Genomic DNA, 15,964 nt, shown 5'->3' with positions numbered 1-15,964 from the left:
GTGTGGATCCTCAGGCGAGGTGAAGAGCGGTGACGGCGAGATCGATCAGCTTGATCCCGATGAACGGCGCGAGCAGCCCGCCCAGGCCGTAGACGGCGAGGTTGCGCGCAAGCAGTGGCCCGGCGGGCATCGGCCGATAAGTCACCCCCTTCAGCGCGAGCGGCACGAGCAGCGGGATGATCAGCGCGTTGAAGATGATCGCCGACAGGATCGCGCTTTCGGGCGTGGTGAGCCCCATGACATTGAGCACGCCGAGCCCGGGATAGAGTGCGACGAACATCGCCGGTATGATCGCGAAATATTTCGCGACGTCATTGGCGACCGAGAAAGTGGTCAGCGCACCGCGTGTCATCAGTAATTGCTTGCCCAAGCCCACCACCTCGATCAGCTTGGTCGGGTCGCTGTCGAGATCGACCATGTTGCCGGCCTCGCGCGCGGCTTGTGTGCCGGTGTTCATTGCCACGCCGACATCGGCCTGAGCCAGTGCGGGCGCGTCATTGGTGCCGTCACCGCACATCGCGACCAGCCGCCCGCCCTGCTGTTCCTTGCGGATCAGCGCGAGCTTGTCCTCCGGCGTCGCCTCGGCGAGGAAATCATCGACCCCGGCTTCGGCAGCGATCGCCGCGGCAGTCAACGGGTTGTCACCGGTGATCATCACCGTGCGGATGCCCATCTGGCGCAGCTCGCCAAAGCGTTCGCGGATCCCCGCCTTGACCACGTCCTTCAGCGCGATCGCACCGAGCAGCACCCCGTCGCGCGACACGGCAAGCGGCGTCGCGCCCGACCGGGCGATCTCTTCAGTTACGCGGCGCAGCTCGGCGGCGGCGGGCGTATCGCCCAACCCTGCATCGGCGCGCAGGATCGAATCCACCGCACCCTTGCGCACCACGGTCTCGCCGACCTTCACCCCCGAAAAGCGCGTCTGCGCGGTGAACGGGATGATCGTCGCGCCGTCCGGCAGCGCATCGAGCCGCTGAGCATATTTGCCGCGTGCGAGCACGACGATCGAGCGGCCCTCGGGAGTCTCATCGGCAAAGCTGGCAAGCAGCGCCGCACCGGCCAGCGTGTCGACGCTGGCCCCGCCGACCGGATGGAATTCGCTCGCCTGGCGGTCGCCGATGGTGATCGTGCCGGTCTTGTCGAGCAGCAGCACGTCGATATCGCCCGCCGCCTCGACCGCACGGCCCGATTTGGCGAGCACGTTGAAGCGCACCAGCCGGTCCATGCCGGCGATACCGATCGCCGACAGCAGGGCGGCAATCGTGGTCGGAATGAGGGTGATCAGCAACGCGGCAAGGATCGCCACCGGCACTTGTCCGCCGGCAAAATTGGCGAAGCTCGGGATCGTGCCGACTGCGATCAGGAAGATGATCGTCAGGCCGACGAGCAGGATGGTCAGCGCGATCTCGTTCGGCGTCTTCTGCCGCTCGGCGCCTTCAACCAAAGCGATCATGCGATCGAGGAAACCCTGGCCCGGCTCGGCAGTGACGCGCACCTTGATGCTGTCGGACAGCACCCGCGTGCCCGCCGTGACGGCTGAGCGGTCACCTCCCGCTTCACGGATCACCGGCGCGCTTTCGCCGGTGATCGCGGCTTCGTTGACGCTGGCGACGCCGAAGATCACTTCACCGTCAGCCGGGATCAGATCGCCGGTCTCGACCAGCACCTCGTCGCCCTTTTCGAGCCGGTGCGCCGCGATGAGCCCCCAGGTCTCGCCCACGCCAAGCAGGCGCTTGGCGGTGAGGTCGGCCTTGGTCGCGCGGAGCGACGCGGCCTGGGCCCGGCCCCGGCCTTCGGCCAGCGCCTCGGCAAAGGTGCCGAACAACACGGTCAGCCACAGCCAGACGATCAGCTGGATCTGGAACGAGACGCCAAGCGGCTCGCCGCCCAGGATCAGCAGTACGGTGAGCAGCGTCGCAACCGTGGCGGTGGTGAACATCACCGGATTTTTGATCAGCGCGCGCGGATCGAGTTTCTTGAACGAGTCGCCGATCGCGGGGATCAGCAACTTTGCGGTGAAGATCGAGGATGGGGTGGAGGTTGATGCGGACATGGTCGTCGCTTCTCTCAGGAGAGGTGGCCGCCGAGCATCGCGAGATGATCGGCAACGGGACCGAGCGCTAGGCTCGGCAGGAAGGTGAGGCCGCCCAGGATCAGGATGATGCCGACCAGCAGTCCGACCCAGAGCGGCCCGGTGGTCGGGAACGACCCGGACGAAGGCGGCGTGACCTTCTTCGCCGCCAGGCTGCCGGCGATGGCGAGCATCGGCACGATCACAAAGAACCGCCCGACCCACATCGCGATGCCCAGCATGGCATTGTAGAAGGGCGTGCCCGCGCTGAGGCCAGCAAAGGCGGAACCGTTATTCCCGACTGCACTGGTGAAGGCGTAGAGGATCTCACTGAAGCCATGCGGCCCCTTGTTGAGTGGCCCGGCCAGCCCGGCGGTCACCACCGCGGCGATCGCGGTGCCGCCCAGGATCATCAGCGGCAGCACGGCGATCGCCAGCACCGCGAGCTTGACCTCGCGTGCCTCGATCTTCTTGCCGACATATTCCGGCGTCCGCCCGACCATCAGCCCGGCGACGAACACCGCAAGGATGGCGAACAGCAGGAAGCCATAGATGCCCGCCCCGACGCCGCCGATCACGACTTCGCCCAGCTGCATGTTGATCAGCGGGATCATCCCGCCCAGCGCGGTGAAGCTGTCATGCATCGCATTGACCGCGCCGCAGGACGCAGCGGTGGTGACGCTGGCGAACAGAGCGGACGCGGCGATGCCGAAGCGCACCTCCTTGCCCTCGAGATTGCCGCCGGCGACGCCGAGCTGGTGAAGCACGGGGTTGCCCGCCGCTTCCTGCCAATAGGCGACCGACGTGCCGGCGAGGAACAACAAGGTCATCGCGGCGAGGATCGCCCAGCCCTGGCGCGTGTTGCCGACCGCCTTGCCGAAGGTCCAGGTCAGGCCGAAGCCGATCAGGAAGATCGACAGCATCTGCACCAGATTGGTCAGCGCGGTGGGGTTTTCGAATGGATGCGCGGAGTTGGCGTTGAAGAAGCCGCCACCATTGGTGCCGAGCATCTTGATCGCTTCCTGGCTCGCGACGGGTCCAAGCGCGATGACTTGCTTCACGCCTTCCAGCGTGGTCGCATCGACGCTCTGCGCCAGGGTCTGCGGCACGCCGCTGGCGATCAGGAAGGTCGCATAGACGATCGAGATCGGCAGCAGCAGATACAGCGTGATGCGCGTCATATCGGCCCAGAAATTGCCGATCGCCTTGGCCTCGCGCCGGGCAAAGCCGCGGAACAGCGCAAAGGCCAGCGCGATGCCGGTCGATGCCGACAGGAAATTATGGATCGTCAGGCCGAACATCTGGCTGAAGTTCGACAGTGCGACTTCGCCCGAATACCATTGCCAGTTGGTGTTGGTGGTGAAGCTGATCGCGATGTTGAACGCGCCGTCGGGAGCGACCCCGGCAAGCCCATGCGGATTCATCGGCAGCAGATCCTGGAAGCGCAGCACGAAATAGGTCAGCAGCAGCAACGCCAGGTTGAACGCCAGCATGTGCACGGCATAGCGCCGCCAGCTCTGCTCGACCTTCGGGTCGATCCCGGCAAGCTTGTAAAAGCCGGTCTCGACCGGCCCGAGCACGCGGTGCAGCACCGTGCGCCGCCCTTCATAGAGCGCGAACAGCCATAGCCCGACCGGCTTGGCCAGCGCCCATAAGATGATGATGAAAAGGGCGATCAGCCCCCAGCCCTGAAGCGTCATGGCGCTGTTCCGTTCAGAAACGCTCGGGCCGCAGGAGCACGGCCACGAGATAAAGGAGGAGACCGGCGGCGGTGACCGCGGCGAGCATGAGGTGCAACGTCATCGGCTCAGGCCTCGTCACACAGACGGGCATAGGCCAGGGTCAACGCGACCAGCCCGGCGAGCGCGCCGAGCCATAGAAGATCGGTCATGGGATTTGCCTTTGTTGCGGCGCGGGACTCGCCGGCTCGGCAAGGCAGATAGGCGCGGCAGGCATTAAGGTGCGCGGGCGAATGCGCGGCGATCGCATTAAGATTCCATATAGATTGGCTGTGCGGCGTGGTGTTCACGCCCACTAGCGCCTAGCTTCCTGCTTCTAGTCTATTGCTTCCCCGGCGAAGGCCGGAGCCCAGTCGCGGAACGTCGATGAAATGAACGCAGCGCCCGATCACTTGTGCTTCGCGACTGGGCCCCGGCCTTCGCCGGGGAAGGGCTAAGGTGGTGAAAGACCCGGCCCGCCCCTCCCCCGACGCCCTGCTCCGCACCGCGCAGCGCGAGGCGCGTGGTGCGCTGAAGATTTTCCTCGGCGCCGCCCCCGGCGTCGGCAAGACCTATGAGATGCTGAGCGAAGGCGCGGCGCGGGCCCGGGCCGGCATGGACGTGGTCCTCGCCATCGTCGAAACCCATGGCCGCGCCGAGACCGAGGCTTTGGTCGCGCCGCTCGAGACGATCCCGCGCCGGTCCATAAACTATCGCGGCCAGGCGCTGACCGAGATGGATATCGACGCGGTGCTCGAACGCCGCCCGCAGCTCGCACTGGTCGATGAACTGGCCCATTCCAATGTCGATGGCAGCCGCCACCCGAAACGCTGGCAGGATATCGTCGAGCTGCTCGATGCCGGCATCAACGTCTACACCACGCTCAACATCCAGCATGTCGAGAGCCTCAATGACGTGGTCGCGAGCTTCACCCATGTGCGGGTGCGTGAGACCGTGCCCGACAGCGTGCTCGAGGATGCTGAGATCGAAGTGGTCGACATCCCGCCCGACGAGCTGATCGAGCGGCTGCGCGACGGCAAGGTCTATATCCCGGCCGAGGCGACCCGCGCGCTCGGCCATTTCTTTTCCAAGGCCAATCTCTCAGCGCTGCGCGAAATGGCGCTGCGCCGCGCCGCACAGACCGTCGACCGCCAGATGCTCGAACATCTCGACGCAAGCGCCACGCCCGGCACGTTTGCGGCGGGCGAGCGCGTGCTGGTCGCGCTCAACGAGCTGCCTGGCGGCGAAGCGCTGGTGCGCACCACCAAGCGGCTTGCCGATGCGCTGCACGCGCCCTGGACCGCGGTGTTCATCGAAACGCCGCGCGCCGAGACGTTCGACGATGCCGCCAAGGCGCGCCTTGCCGCCACGCTGCGGCTTGCCGCCGGGCTTGGCGCGACGATCGTCACCGTGCCGGCCGAGAGCGTCATCGCGGGCCTTCGCGCGCAGGTCGCGGCGATGCGCGCGACGCAATTGGTGATCGGCAAGTCGCGGCGCAGCTGGTGGTTCGAGCTGCGCCACGGATCGGTCGTCACCACCATGCTGCGCGAGGCGGCCGGCCTTGCGGTGCATGTCATTCCCGCCACCGGTGAGGTCGCCGCCAGCCGCCCGCAACGCGTGCGCGGCGATGACGAAGGGCCGATCGTCTATCTCTATGTCGCCGGCCTGGTCGCGCTCACCACCGCGCTCGCCCGGCTCGCGCTGCCGCTGGTCGGGGTGGGGGCGACCGACCTGATCTACTTGCTGCCGGTGATCGTCGCCGCGCGCCGCTATGGCCTGCGCCCGGGGCTGGCCGCCGGGGTGATGGCGGCATTGGCGTTCAACTTCTTCTTCCTCGCGCCGATCTACACCTTCACCATCGGCGAGCCGCAAAGCGTGCTCACTTTCATCGTGCTGCTTGGCATCGCCGCGTTCATCAGCCGCCTGACCGGCGACATGCGCTCGCGCGCCACGATCGGCGTGCGCGGTGCGCGCGAGAATGCCGCGCTCGCCGCCTTTGCCCAGGCGCTGACCCGTGTGTCGGACGCGCAGGCCACCGCGGAGACGATCTGTGAGGAAGTCGCCGGTCTGCTCGACGTCAACACCGTGCTGCTCGCCGAAAGCGACGGACAGCTGAGCGTCATCGCGACCAGCGCGGGTGCCGCGCCACTGACGCCGGTCGACCGCGCCGCGGCGGACTGGTCGCTGAAACGCGGCGAGGAAGCGGGATACGGCACCGCCACGCTCAACGGGTCGGACTGGCAATTCCACCCGCTCAAGACCTCGATCGGCGTGCTTGCGGTGCTCGGCATCGCGCGCAGCGACGGCGGCGAGCCGGTCCCGTCCGACCGCGCCGTCTTGCTTTCCACTCTGGTCGGTCAAGCCTCGCTCGCGCAGGAACGGCTGCGGCTCGAGGGCGAGACGCGCCAGCTTTCGGTGCTCGAAGAACGCGACCGGCTGCGGGTCGCCTTGCTCTCCTCGATCGGCCATGATCTGCGCACTCCGCTCACCGCAGTGCGCGCGGCGATCGAGCGGATCGCCGCCGACCATCCCGGTTCCTCCGCAACGCCAGTCGCGCGCGCGGAGGTCGACCGGCTGCAACGCTTCCTCGACAATCTCCTGTCGATGCTGCGGCTCGATTCAGGCGCGCTGACCCCGGCAAGCGAAGCGATCGACCTGACCGACGCGGTCGGCGCCGCGCGCCAGGATCTCGGCGATTTGCTGCGCGACAAGCGGATCGCGCTCGACGTGCCGGTCGATTTGCCGCTGGTCCGCGCCGATCCGCTGCTGCTCCACCATGTGCTGATCAACCTGCTCGCCAATTCGGTGCAGCATGCCGGCAATGCGGGCATCGTCACGATCGAGGGACGGCGCGATGCGGGCAAGGTCATGCTGACCGTACGCGATGACGGCCCCGGACTGGAGCCGGGCAGCGAGGCGCGCATCTTCGACATGTTCGCCAGCGGCACCGGCACCGACCGCTCGGGCGGCAGCGGGCTTGGACTGGCGATCGTCAAGGGCTTTGCCGCCGCAATGGGCGTTGGCGTGACCGCGCGGACTCATGCCGAGGGCGGGGCGGCGTTTACGCTGACCTTCAGCGACCTGGTGGAGGTGGATGCGGGATAGCGAACCGGGGAGAGATATGGGACACCCTATTGTCGCATATCTGGGCGCGCGCGGCGCATCTCATGGATGTCGCGAGAGAGAGGATTTCTGAATGATGGCCTGGATCGGCTATAGCCTGCTGGCGGGGGCCATCGCCTATTTGTGCGGCGCGATCCCGACCGGTTACTGGTTGGGCAGACTGCTGAAAGGCGTTGATATTCGGGAGCTTGGTTCCGGCTCTACCGGCGCCACCAATGTCCTGCGAACCTTGGGCAAACTGCCCGCTTTGGCCGTGTTGCTGATCGATTTGCTGAAGGGCGTCGCCGCTGTCGTTTTAGCCTATTGGCTCTTTTCGCTTCCCGCGGTGATCGCCACCGCACCGGCCGGCTTCAAAGCCTGGTTGCCTTGGGAAATCGCCATCATCGCCCTGATAGCAATTGTCGGACACAGCCGATCGATCTGGATCCGGTTCACCGGCGGCAAATCGGCCGCGACGGGATTGGGCGTATTGCTGGCCCTGTCCTGGCCTGTGGGACTGGGAGTCGCCATCAGCTTCGGTGTGGTCCTGGCTATGTCCCGGATCGTGTCACTCAGTTCGATAGTGGCGGCCGTGATGGCCGTCGTCCTGATGGCGATGTTTCATCAGCCCATGGCTTTCCTGCTCATGGCGATCGCCGGCGCGCTGTTCGTCATTCTGCGCCACACAGCCAATATCCGGCGGCTTCTGGCGGGGACAGAAGCCCGGATCGGATCCTCATAGCCGCGCAGTCTACGCTGTTGTCATGCGTGCCCCCCCTTATGGGGAGCACGCATGCCTGAATGCCCGGTATCAGCGGATCAGCGCAGCCCGCCACTGGCGGTGAGCTTCTCACCGGTCAGCCAGCGTGAATCGTCGGAGGCCAGGAACACCGCGATGCTCGCGATGTCGTCCGGCTGACCAATTCGGCCAAGCGGCGTCTGCGCCACGATGGTGTTGATGAAATCCGACCCGATAAAGCCCGCACTGTGGACGCCCTCGGTCTCGACCGCGCCGGGGTTGATTGCATTGACGCGGATCTTGCGTGGACCGAATTCGACCGCCAGCACGCCGGTGATCGCGTCGACCGCGCCCTTGGTGCCGGTATAGACGGTCGAGTCCGGCGGGAACAGGCTGGTCACCGCCGACGAGATATTGATCACGCTGCCGCCTTCGCCGAGATGCTTCGACGCCGCCTGCGTGGTCAGCAGCACGCCGAGCACATTGACGTCGAACATGCGGCGGTACAGCTCTTCGGTCACGGCCTCGATCGGCGCGAATTCGTAGATGCCCGAATTGTTGACCAGCACGTCCAGCCGCCCGAAATTGCTGATCGCCGCGTCGATCACGCTTTGCGCTTCGCTCGCTTTGGTGACGTCGCCCTGTACTGCGACCGCCTTGCCGCCGGCTTCGGTGATCGCCTGGACCACCACATCCGCGCCCGCCTTGCTCGATGCATAATTGACCACGACCGCGGCGCCTTCTGCGGCCAATGCCTTGGCAATGCCCGCGCCGATTCCCTTGGATGCGCCGGTGACCACCGCGACCTTGCCTGCCAGTTTCGACATGATTTCATTCCTTTCGACGATAGACCGGCGGCCGATATGACGCACCTAGTCCCGTTGTTCGGAATATTGGAACTATTGAACTGACCGTCAATGGCCGCTATCTAAAAAAACATGCGACCCTTTCTGCATCCCTCGATCGACGACATCCGGCCGGAGGCAGTGCTTCACGCCTTGTCGGATCCGGAACGCGCAGCGATCTTCTCCGGGATCGCCGGCGCCGGCTGTGTCGAGAAATGTTCGGTCTTTGCCAGCTTCGGCGACCGGGTCATTCCCAAATCGTCGCTCTCGCAACATTTCAAGATCCTGCGCGAAGCCGGGCTGATCCGGTCCGAGCGGCATGGCGTGGAAATGCGCAACACGTCGCGCTGCGCGGAAGTGGACGAACGTTTCCCCGGCCTGGTTCTCGCCATCCTGACCGCGTATGCGCGGATCATCGAACAGGACGCGAGCACCGGCTCAACGGGGAATTCGGTGACGGGAATCAGCGACGATACGCTCATTGGAAACGCGACTCAGCCTTGATCCGTGCGACATCGCGACAGGAAATGACGTCATTTTCCGATGCCGTCCTGTATAGCTGCTTTATGAAGAATCGCAGACCTGAGGCGCATCCCGCATGACCTGGCTGGCTTGGCTGCATTTGCTTGCCCTGGCCGGCGTATCCGCCGCGCCGCTTGAGATACTCGACATCAAAGGTCCCACTTTGGCGCATGGCGGCGACCAGACGTCAGGGAAAGGCTGCGCGCCGGTGCATGCCGGGCGGCTCGACGAACTGAAGCCCCCTGGCGCGGCCGGGTGGCGCGCATTTCGGTCAAGTGCGAGCCTATGCCGGGAATCGACGGTGAACCCGATGCGAGCATCTCGGCGGTCGCGGTGCTGAAACCAGGCACCGTAGCGCTGCAGGGAATAGCGGTAGTCGAGCTGCGGACTTCCGAATCATGGGCGCATGGCGAAACCAACTATGTCCTGAAGGCACGCTACGACGCGATCGCCGACAAACTGACCGCCCATGTCCGCCGGCAATGCCTGGCCGGGTGGAAGCAGACCGAAGCAGCCCCCGGTGGCTGGTGCGCGGTCAGCGCGGATGCGGAGCATCGCGGCGTCTTTATCCAGACCGGCGAGCTGGGCGGGATCTGGCTGCATCCGGACGCGGACGATCCGACACGGACGATCTATGCGGATGCCTGGTCGGAATAGTCCGCGCCCCGAAAGGGCGCCTAGCCCTTGTCCTCGGCCAAAGTGTGGGCGACGAGCGCATTTGCGTGGCCATGACCCATGCCGTGCTCGTCCTTGAGCATGGCGACGAGTTCCATGTGCTTGGCGGGGTAACGCTCGCGTAGGAAAGCTTTCCATTCGGCGATGGTGCGGCCGTACTTCTTCTCGATGGACGGGAAGTAGGAAGCAGGGCCTGTGATTTTCTCTTCGGTCATGCGCGCCATTCAATTCACCAAATGCTGACGGGTCAAGTCCGTTGTCGGAACGCAACGCCCTTACGGGCAAACCCTGAAAGCAGCCGGATCGCTTACGACCCATAACCGTCATCGGGACGAAGCACCTCCTCGATTCAAACCTACCTCCACTCATGTCACCGCTCCGCCAGGACCGGCTCGTCCAAAGTCGATCCTCCGCTCTTTGACATGACCGATAAACCAAAGACGATTTCCGTCCGCGGACCCGTCGCAGAACAGCATCCAATCCGCTGCTGTTCCGTGCTGTTATGCTGCTGTTTCCTTGCTGTTACTCAATAACAGCATTTTCGTCCGCAAGCCGCTGAAAACACGCCAATAATTCCGACCAAAAATCCAACTTAACAGCATCGGAAAAATTGCCGCCTCAAAACAGCAAAAACAGCACCGGCGCAGCACCCCGCCCCACTGTAAAGAATTGGTAAGCCCCGCCCGGTACAATTGCCTGCAGCAACTCTCTCCGAAGGAGCTTGTCATGCGTTTGTTGGCGGGGGGCGTGATCCTGGCGGCCGGGGCAGCGTATCTTTTCCTCCGGCAGCATCCCGCGAATGTCTACCCCGTCCCGGTGGCGACGGCATATGAAACGCTCAGCACCATCAAGTTCGAACCGCCGGACGACGGCGCGACGGCAAACGAGATCAGCGGCAACGGCGTCGATAAGGTCATCTGGATCGAGAAGGGCGACCTTGCCAGCTACCGCTGCGACCTGAAGCTCGCGGCTCTGCCCAGGGATGCCGGGCAGACTCATGTCACCGTCACCTGCAGCGGGGGCGGTGACGGCCCAGCCGCGGGCCTGGCCAAGATGCATCGCAACGCCGTCATCGAACATGTCGACGCCGCGCTCAGCGGGCGGCCGTTCGATGCAGCCAGGGCGGATATCACCGCCTATCGCTGGCCCGGCAACGGCAGTATCGGCACGGCGGCCGGACAGGCGCCGAAGACGGGCGCCGAAGTGCGCAAGGGGGCGCGCGAGACCCAGGGGCCGCCCGCGACAAGCTGAGCGGCGATCCCTCCACCCGGATAGCCGGAAGCCCGGCATTCGCCCCGCCCCTGTTCAGACGGTCCCGCAAGTACCGGAAAAATTCCCGCGGCGAGGGAAATTGGCCTGATGCCCCCTGCCCCCCTTGCTCGTCATCGCCCCCGTCAAACGCTTCGACACCGCCGCCAACCGCGCTACAAAGCATCATGATACGCCGCTTGCTGCCGATCCGTGACCGCCGCCTGGCGCTACGCCGCAAGGGTGCGACGCCGCCCTGGCTGTCCTTGCTGTTCCGCGTGGCGCTGGCCTTTGCGCTGATCGGGGTCGCACTGGCAATCTTCTGGTTCGACCGCGACGGGCTGCGCGATAATGCCGATGGCGCAATCAGCTTCACCGATGTGGTCTATTTCACCATCATCACCATCACCTCGGTCGGTTATGGCGATATCGTGCCGGTGTCGGATCAGGCGCGCCTGTTCGACAGTTTCCTGGTCACGCCGATCCGCTTGTTCGTATGGCTGATCTTCCTTGGCACGGCGTATGATTTCCTGCTCAAGGGTGCGTGGGAGAGATGGCGGATGAAAGTGATCCAGCGCAAGCTGCAGGACCATGTCGTGGTCGTTGGCTATGGCACCAGCGGGTCCGAGGCGGTCAGTGAGCTGATCCGTCGCGGCACCGACGCATCGACCATCGTGGTGATCGACGAGCGGCCCGCGGCGATCGAGGCGGCCGAGGATGTCGGTGCAACGGTCATCAACGCCGACGCCACGCGCAACGCGACGCTCGACGCGGTGCAGGTCGGGCACGCCCGCGCGCTGATCGTCGCGGCGGGACGCGACGACACTTCGATCCTGATCGTGCTGACCGCACGCCGCCTCGCCCCCGATGTGCCGATCAGCGTGATCATCCGCTCCGAGGACAATGAGGCGCTGGCGCGGCAGGCCGGCGCAACCACCGTGATCAACCCCGCCAGCTTTGCCGGCCTGCTGCTCGCCGGGTCGACGCATGGGCCGCACATCGCCGATTACATGGCCGATCTCGCTGCCTCAGACGGCCGCGTCGCACTGCATGAACGTCGCGTCACCGCGGAAGAGGTCGGCAAGCCGCTGGCCGCGATCCTGACCGGGCTTGGCCTGCGCATCTATCGTGGCACCGAATGCTATGGCTTCTGGCAGCCCGAAGTCGGCAAGCTCCAGACCGGCGACCTGGTGGTGGAGATCGTCCCCAAGAGCGAGGCGCAACCGGTCGCGCCTGCCTGACCCTCCCCAGTCATCCTGTTCCGATGCAGAAAAGCCTGTTCTCAGGCACCCCTGTTGTGGCAGCACATCGCTCCGCCCACCCCGACCTTTTGGCTTCCCACGGCCTCAGCCCCTGGACGACGACATCATGACTTCGATCGGCATCATCGGCAGCGCGGGGCGCATGGGTCAGGCGCTGGCCGCGGCGATCCCCGACCTCGGCGCGACCCTGGTCGGCGGGATCGACGCTGGCGGCGACCCCGCGGTGCTGACGCGCGACGCGGATGTGTTGATCGACTTCTCGGTGCCCGGCGCGCTGGAGGCAACGCTTGCCGCGGCGCGCGCATCGGGCACGCCGATCCTGATCGGCACCACTGGTCTCGGACCCCAGCACCATGCGCTGATCGACGCAGCCGCCGCCGAGATCGCCGTACTGCAGACCGGCAATGTCTCGCTCGGCGTCACTCTGCTCGCCCGGCTGGTGCGTGACGCCGCCGCGCGACTTGGCCCCGACTGGGATATCGAGATCCTCGAGATGCATCACCGCCACAAGGTCGACGCGCCGTCCGGCACCGCGCTGCTGCTCGGCGAGGCGGCGGCCGAGGGACGCGACATCACTCTGGCCGAGGCGAAAGTGGCCGACCGCGCCGGCCTGACCGGTGCACGCTCCGAAGGGACGATCGGCTTTGCCAGCTTGCGCGGCGGATCGGTCGCCGGCGACCATCTCGTCGTCTTCGCCGGCGAAGGCGAGCGGATCGAGATCGGCCACCGCGCGGAGAACCGCGAGATTTTCGCGCGTGGCGCGATCACCGCCGCGCTGTGGCTCGCGGGGAAGCCGGCGGGGCGCTACGGCATGAGCGACGTGCTGGGGCTGTAAGATGAAAGCGATCCTCGGCGGCGCAATCGGCGTGCTGGTCGGCCTGTTCAGCCTGTATGTCGCGCTGGCGATGACCGGCGCAGGCCATGGCTGGGTCACGCCGTTCTTCTTCTCCCTGGCGTGCCCGATTCTGTTCCCGCTCGCCGCCGTTCGTCTGGCCCGCGCCGATCGCGGCGAGGTCGGCATGAGCGTCGCCATCGTCATTCTTGCCGTGGTGCTCGACCTGCTGTTGCTGAACGCCACGATAAGCGAAGGCGTGGGATATATGCACCGCGTCGGCGGCATCGCCTGGCTGTGGCTCTCGCTCTGGGCACTGTGGCAGGTCGTCGCGCTGGCCACTTTGGTCCTCCAGGGCATGGCGATGCGGCGCCGCGACGATGCCATGACCGGTGCGGCATGAAGCGCGCCGACGTCGTCGAATTCTACGCCCGCCTCGCCGCCGACAATCCGCACCCCGAAACCGAGCTCGCATACGGCAATCCCTATCAGTTGCTGGTCGCCGTTGCCCTCTCCGCCCAGTCGACCGATGTGGGGGTCAACAAGGCGACCCGGCTGCTGTTCGAGGAAGTCGACACGCCCGCGAAGATGGTCGCCTTGGGTGAGGCCGAACTGAAGCAGCACATCAAGACGATCGGCCTGTTCAACACCAAGGCGAAGAACGTCATCGCCTTGTCCGAAGCGCTGATCCGCGATCATGGCGGCCAGGTGCCGGACGATCGCGACGCGCTGGAGAGGCTGCCCGGGGTGGGGCGCAAAACCGCCAATGTCGTGCTCAACACCGCGTTCGGGCATGAGACCTTCGCGGTCGACACGCATATCTTCCGCGTCGGCAACCGCACCGGCCTGGCACGCGGCAAGACGCCGCTGGCGGTCGAGCTGGTACTCGACAAGGTGACGCCCCAGCCCTTCCGGCTCCATGCTCATCACTGGTTAATCCTGCACGGCCGATACACCTGCAAGGCACGCACGCCCGAATGCTGGCGCTGCATCGTTCGCGACCTGTGTGCGTTCAAGCCCAAGACGCCCGCCCCAAAAGGCACGGCGCACCAGGAGATCTAGCTATGCGCACCCTGCTCATCGCACTTGCCCCCATCCTGATCGTCACGGCGATCGCCGCTCCCGGCATCGCGCGCGACCGCAATCAGGTTCCGGAGGCAACGCCCGCCGGCAAGTCCGAAAGCTGCATCCAGCTCAACCGCATCCGCCAGAGCCATGTGCGCAGCGACCAGGTGATCGATTTCGAGATGCAGGGCGGCAAGATCTATCGCAACACACTGCCGCAAAGCTGCCCGGGCCTGGGGTTCGAGGAGAGCTTCAGTTACAAGACTTCGCTCAACCAGCTCTGTTCGGTCGACATCATCACCGTGCTGCAATCGCCGCCGACCATTCGGGGCGCAAGCTGCGGCCTGGGTCAGTTCCAGCCGGTGACGCTGGTGAAGAAGGCGAAGCGCTGATCATTTAAGGTCGGCGGCTGCGCGCAAACGGCGCAGCGCGTCATTCGCCTCCGTCTCGTCAAGGCTGGCAAAGCCGAGCCGCAGGCCGCGCTCCACCGACGGTGCGGTCGCATAAGAGGTGGAGGGCGCGAAGCGCAGCCCCACCGCCGCGCCGTTGCGGTCGATCCGATCGAGTAGCGCCGGGTCGCTGAAGCGCAGCCAGAAGGCGAGCCCGCCATCGGGCACATCGAACTCGGCCAGCCCGCCGAGATGACGCTTGAGCGCCGCGGCGAAGGCGTCGCGTCGCGCGGCATAGACGATGTTCATCTTGCGCGCATGGCGACGCAGCTCGCCGGCATCGATCAGCTCGGCGACAGCATCCTCGGTCAGCGTGTTGCCCTGTCGGTCGAGCGACATGACCTGATGCGCGATGGCGTCGATCACGCGTGTCGGCGCGACGATATAGCCGATGCGCAGGCTCGGCAGCGTCAGCTTGGACAGCGAGCCGATATAGATGATCCGCCCGGGCGCGTAGCTGGCGAGCGGCAACAACGGCTGCGATTCAAAATGATATTCATGATCGTAATCATCCTCGATGATCGCAAAGGCGAATTGCCGCGCGAGTTCGAGCAACCGCAAGCGCCGCTCGGGGCGCAGCGCAACGGTGGTGGGAAACTGGTGGTGCGGCGTCAGAAAGATCGCGCGGACGCGGTGCAGCCGGCACATGCGCTCGACCATCTCGACATCGATACCGTCGCGGTCAAGCGGCACGCCGACCACCCTGGCGCCCATCGCCTGGAACGCGGTGGCGGCGGGCGCGTAGCTCAGCGATTCCATCAGCACCGTGTCGCCCGGCGCAAGCAGGATCCTCGCCGCGAGCGACACGCCCATCTGACTGCCGCGCGTGATGCAGATATTGTCGATACCCGCGACCAGCCCGCGCTGCGCATTGAGCATGTCGGCGATGCACTGGCGCAGCACCGCCGACCCGCGCGGATCGCCATAGCGCAGCCGGTTGCCGCGCCGCGCCCGTCCGATCGCGTCGCGATAGGCGCGGGCGAGCAGCTCGGTCGGAAACAGCCGGCAATCGGGCGTGCCCTCGTCAAAGGTCAGCCAGTCGCTGCCCGACAGCACGAAGGGCGCGCTCTCGGTCATTGCGAAGGGAAATTCGGCAGTGTCGGACGGTGCGCTGACACCGTGCAGCTCGAGCGGCTGTTCGGGCAGGTTCGCAGCAATCATCGTACCGCGCGTACCCCTGGATTCGAGCCAACCCTGCGCAGTCAGGTCGTCATAGGCGAGCACGATCGTCTTGCGATTGACCTCGAGCGTCGCAGCGAGTTCGCGGCTGCTCGGCAGATACGTGCCCGGCGCAAGGCGTCCGCGTTGAATCTCATGGATCAGCGCATGGACGATCTGGAGGTAGAGCGGCATCGACCGCGCAGCGCTGATCCGCTCGGACAGCATCACCTTCCATGGTCGCAGCATTGGACCCCGATCACCTCATCAATTCAGGC

17 protein-coding genes are annotated in these 15,964 nt (G+C 65.6%); 10 read left to right on the top strand and 7 right to left on the bottom strand.

The features are described from left to right. Positions 1-10: 10 nt before the first annotated feature. Genes kdpB through H3Z74_RS01235 form a run of 4 tightly spaced genes read right to left on the bottom strand, consistent with a single transcriptional unit; the run spans position 11 to position 4,100 of the window. Positions 11-2,053, bottom strand: a complete 2,043-nt coding sequence (gene kdpB / locus H3Z74_RS01250) for a potassium-transporting ATPase subunit KdpB (protein WP_187762222.1) — start codon at positions 2,051-2,053, stop codon at positions 11-13. Positions 2,054-2,067: 14 nt separating this feature from the next. After that, complete coding sequence (gene kdpA / locus H3Z74_RS01245) at positions 2,068-3,771, bottom strand: potassium-transporting ATPase subunit KdpA (RefSeq protein ID WP_187762221.1); 1,704 nt, start codon at positions 3,769-3,771, stop codon at positions 2,068-2,070. A gap of 13 nt (positions 3,772-3,784) precedes the next feature. Further along, a complete protein-coding gene (gene kdpF / locus H3Z74_RS01240; protein ID WP_187762220.1) occupies positions 3,785-3,874 on the bottom strand; it encodes a K(+)-transporting ATPase subunit F in 90 nt (29 codons plus the stop codon). A 4-nt stretch (positions 3,875-3,878) separates the two neighbouring features. Then, positions 3,879-4,100 (bottom strand): hypothetical protein, encoded by a 222-nt coding sequence (locus tag H3Z74_RS01235; RefSeq protein WP_187762219.1) that lies wholly within the window; start codon positions 4,098-4,100, stop codon positions 3,879-3,881. 148 nt (positions 4,101-4,248) lie between these two features. On the opposite strand from H3Z74_RS01235, the gene H3Z74_RS01230 reads away from it, so the two are divergent. Continuing rightward, the gene (locus H3Z74_RS01230) at positions 4,249-6,894 is read left to right on the top strand and encodes a DUF4118 domain-containing protein (RefSeq protein WP_412034825.1); all 2,646 of its coding nucleotides are present in this window, start codon (positions 4,249-4,251) and stop codon (positions 6,892-6,894) included. Positions 6,895-6,985: 91 nt separating this feature from the next. Next, positions 6,986-7,633, top strand: a complete 648-nt coding sequence (gene plsY, locus H3Z74_RS01225; protein WP_187762217.1) for a glycerol-3-phosphate 1-O-acyltransferase PlsY — start codon at positions 6,986-6,988, stop codon at positions 7,631-7,633. 77 nt (positions 7,634-7,710) lie between these two features. On the opposite strand, the gene H3Z74_RS01220 is transcribed toward plsY, so the two are convergent. Next, the gene (locus tag H3Z74_RS01220; protein ID WP_187762216.1) at positions 7,711-8,457 is read right to left on the bottom strand and encodes a glucose 1-dehydrogenase; all 747 of its coding nucleotides are present in this window, start codon (positions 8,455-8,457) and stop codon (positions 7,711-7,713) included. A gap of 111 nt (positions 8,458-8,568) precedes the next feature. On the opposite strand from H3Z74_RS01220, the gene H3Z74_RS01215 reads away from it, so the two are divergent. Beyond that, positions 8,569-8,979 carry an ArsR/SmtB family transcription factor gene (locus H3Z74_RS01215; RefSeq protein WP_187762215.1) on the top strand — a complete coding sequence of 137 codons (411 nt, stop codon included), beginning with the start codon at positions 8,569-8,571 and terminating at the stop codon, positions 8,977-8,979. Positions 8,980-9,282: 303 nt separating this feature from the next. Then, positions 9,283-9,654 carry a hypothetical protein gene (locus H3Z74_RS01210; RefSeq protein ID WP_187762214.1) on the top strand — a complete coding sequence of 124 codons (372 nt, stop codon included), beginning with the start codon at positions 9,283-9,285 and terminating at the stop codon, positions 9,652-9,654. 20 nt (positions 9,655-9,674) lie between these two features. On the opposite strand, the gene H3Z74_RS01205 is transcribed toward H3Z74_RS01210, so the two are convergent. Further along, on the bottom strand, positions 9,675-9,896 hold the full coding sequence (locus H3Z74_RS01205; RefSeq protein WP_229726813.1) for a DUF4287 domain-containing protein: 222 nt from the start codon (positions 9,894-9,896) through the stop codon (positions 9,675-9,677). A 502-nt stretch (positions 9,897-10,398) separates the two neighbouring features. On the opposite strand from H3Z74_RS01205, the gene H3Z74_RS01200 reads away from it, so the two are divergent. The 6 genes from H3Z74_RS01200 (at position 10,399) to H3Z74_RS01175 (ending at position 14,471) form a co-directional block, all read left to right on the top strand. Then, complete coding sequence (locus tag H3Z74_RS01200; RefSeq protein ID WP_187762213.1) at positions 10,399-10,923, top strand: hypothetical protein; 525 nt, start codon at positions 10,399-10,401, stop codon at positions 10,921-10,923. 185 nt (positions 10,924-11,108) lie between these two features. After that, a complete protein-coding gene (locus tag H3Z74_RS01195) occupies positions 11,109-12,161 on the top strand; it encodes a potassium channel family protein (RefSeq protein WP_187762212.1) in 1,053 nt (350 codons plus the stop codon). A 127-nt stretch (positions 12,162-12,288) separates the two neighbouring features. After that, the gene (gene dapB / locus H3Z74_RS01190) at positions 12,289-13,017 is read left to right on the top strand and encodes a 4-hydroxy-tetrahydrodipicolinate reductase (protein WP_187762211.1); all 729 of its coding nucleotides are present in this window, start codon (positions 12,289-12,291) and stop codon (positions 13,015-13,017) included. 1 nt (position 13,018) lies between these two features. After that, entirely contained in the window at positions 13,019-13,417 is a 399-nt protein-coding gene (locus H3Z74_RS01185; RefSeq protein WP_187762210.1) for a hypothetical protein, read from the top strand. Then, positions 13,414-14,076 (top strand): endonuclease III, encoded by a 663-nt coding sequence (gene nth / locus H3Z74_RS01180; protein ID WP_187762209.1) that lies wholly within the window; start codon positions 13,414-13,416, stop codon positions 14,074-14,076. Before H3Z74_RS01185 ends, nth begins: the two co-directional genes overlap by 4 nt. Before the next feature lie 2 nt (positions 14,077-14,078). Then, on the top strand, positions 14,079-14,471 hold the full coding sequence (locus H3Z74_RS01175) for a hypothetical protein (RefSeq protein WP_187762208.1): 393 nt from the start codon (positions 14,079-14,081) through the stop codon (positions 14,469-14,471). On the opposite strand, the gene pdxR is transcribed toward H3Z74_RS01175, so the two are convergent. Next, entirely contained in the window at positions 14,472-15,935 is a 1,464-nt protein-coding gene (gene pdxR, locus H3Z74_RS01170; RefSeq protein WP_187762207.1) for a MocR-like pyridoxine biosynthesis transcription factor PdxR, read from the bottom strand. It lies immediately after the preceding gene. Between the last annotated feature and the right edge of the window lie 29 nt (positions 15,936-15,964).

This window comes from Sphingomonas alpina, from assembly GCF_014490665.1.
Taxonomy (GTDB): domain Bacteria; phylum Pseudomonadota; class Alphaproteobacteria; order Sphingomonadales; family Sphingomonadaceae; genus Sphingomonas; species Sphingomonas alpina.
This window is presented reverse-complemented; position numbering and strand designations above follow the sequence as displayed.

Bases quoted from the DNA above. Each gene is read 5' to 3' on its own strand.
- H3Z74_RS01210 (WP_187762214.1), top strand. From the start codon at position 9,283: ATGCCGGGAATCGACGGTGAACCCGATGCGAGCATCTCGGCGGTCGCG.
- H3Z74_RS01205 (WP_229726813.1), bottom strand. From the start codon at position 9,896: ATGGCGCGCATGACCGAAGAGAAAATCACAGGCCCTGCTTCCTACTTC.
- H3Z74_RS01175 (WP_187762208.1), top strand. From the start codon at position 14,079: ATGCGCACCCTGCTCATCGCACTTGCCCCCATCCTGATCGTCACGGCG.
- kdpF (WP_187762220.1), bottom strand. From the start codon at position 3,874: ATGACGTTGCACCTCATGCTCGCCGCGGTCACCGCCGCCGGTCTCCTC.
- kdpB (WP_187762222.1), bottom strand. From the start codon at position 2,053: ATGTCCGCATCAACCTCCACCCCATCCTCGATCTTCACCGCAAAGTTG.
- plsY (WP_187762217.1), top strand. From the start codon at position 6,986: ATGATGGCCTGGATCGGCTATAGCCTGCTGGCGGGGGCCATCGCCTAT.
- H3Z74_RS01215 (WP_187762215.1), top strand. From the start codon at position 8,569: ATGCGACCCTTTCTGCATCCCTCGATCGACGACATCCGGCCGGAGGCA.
- H3Z74_RS01220 (WP_187762216.1), bottom strand. From the start codon at position 8,457: ATGTCGAAACTGGCAGGCAAGGTCGCGGTGGTCACCGGCGCATCCAAG.
- dapB (WP_187762211.1), top strand. From the start codon at position 12,289: ATGACTTCGATCGGCATCATCGGCAGCGCGGGGCGCATGGGTCAGGCG.
- pdxR (WP_187762207.1), bottom strand. From the start codon at position 15,935: ATGCTGCGACCATGGAAGGTGATGCTGTCCGAGCGGATCAGCGCTGCG.
- nth (WP_187762209.1), top strand. From the start codon at position 13,414: ATGAAGCGCGCCGACGTCGTCGAATTCTACGCCCGCCTCGCCGCCGAC.
- H3Z74_RS01195 (WP_187762212.1), top strand. From the start codon at position 11,109: ATGATACGCCGCTTGCTGCCGATCCGTGACCGCCGCCTGGCGCTACGC.
- H3Z74_RS01185 (WP_187762210.1), top strand. From the start codon at position 13,019: ATGAAAGCGATCCTCGGCGGCGCAATCGGCGTGCTGGTCGGCCTGTTC.
- H3Z74_RS01200 (WP_187762213.1), top strand. From the start codon at position 10,399: ATGCGTTTGTTGGCGGGGGGCGTGATCCTGGCGGCCGGGGCAGCGTAT.
- kdpA (WP_187762221.1), bottom strand. From the start codon at position 3,771: ATGACGCTTCAGGGCTGGGGGCTGATCGCCCTTTTCATCATCATCTTA.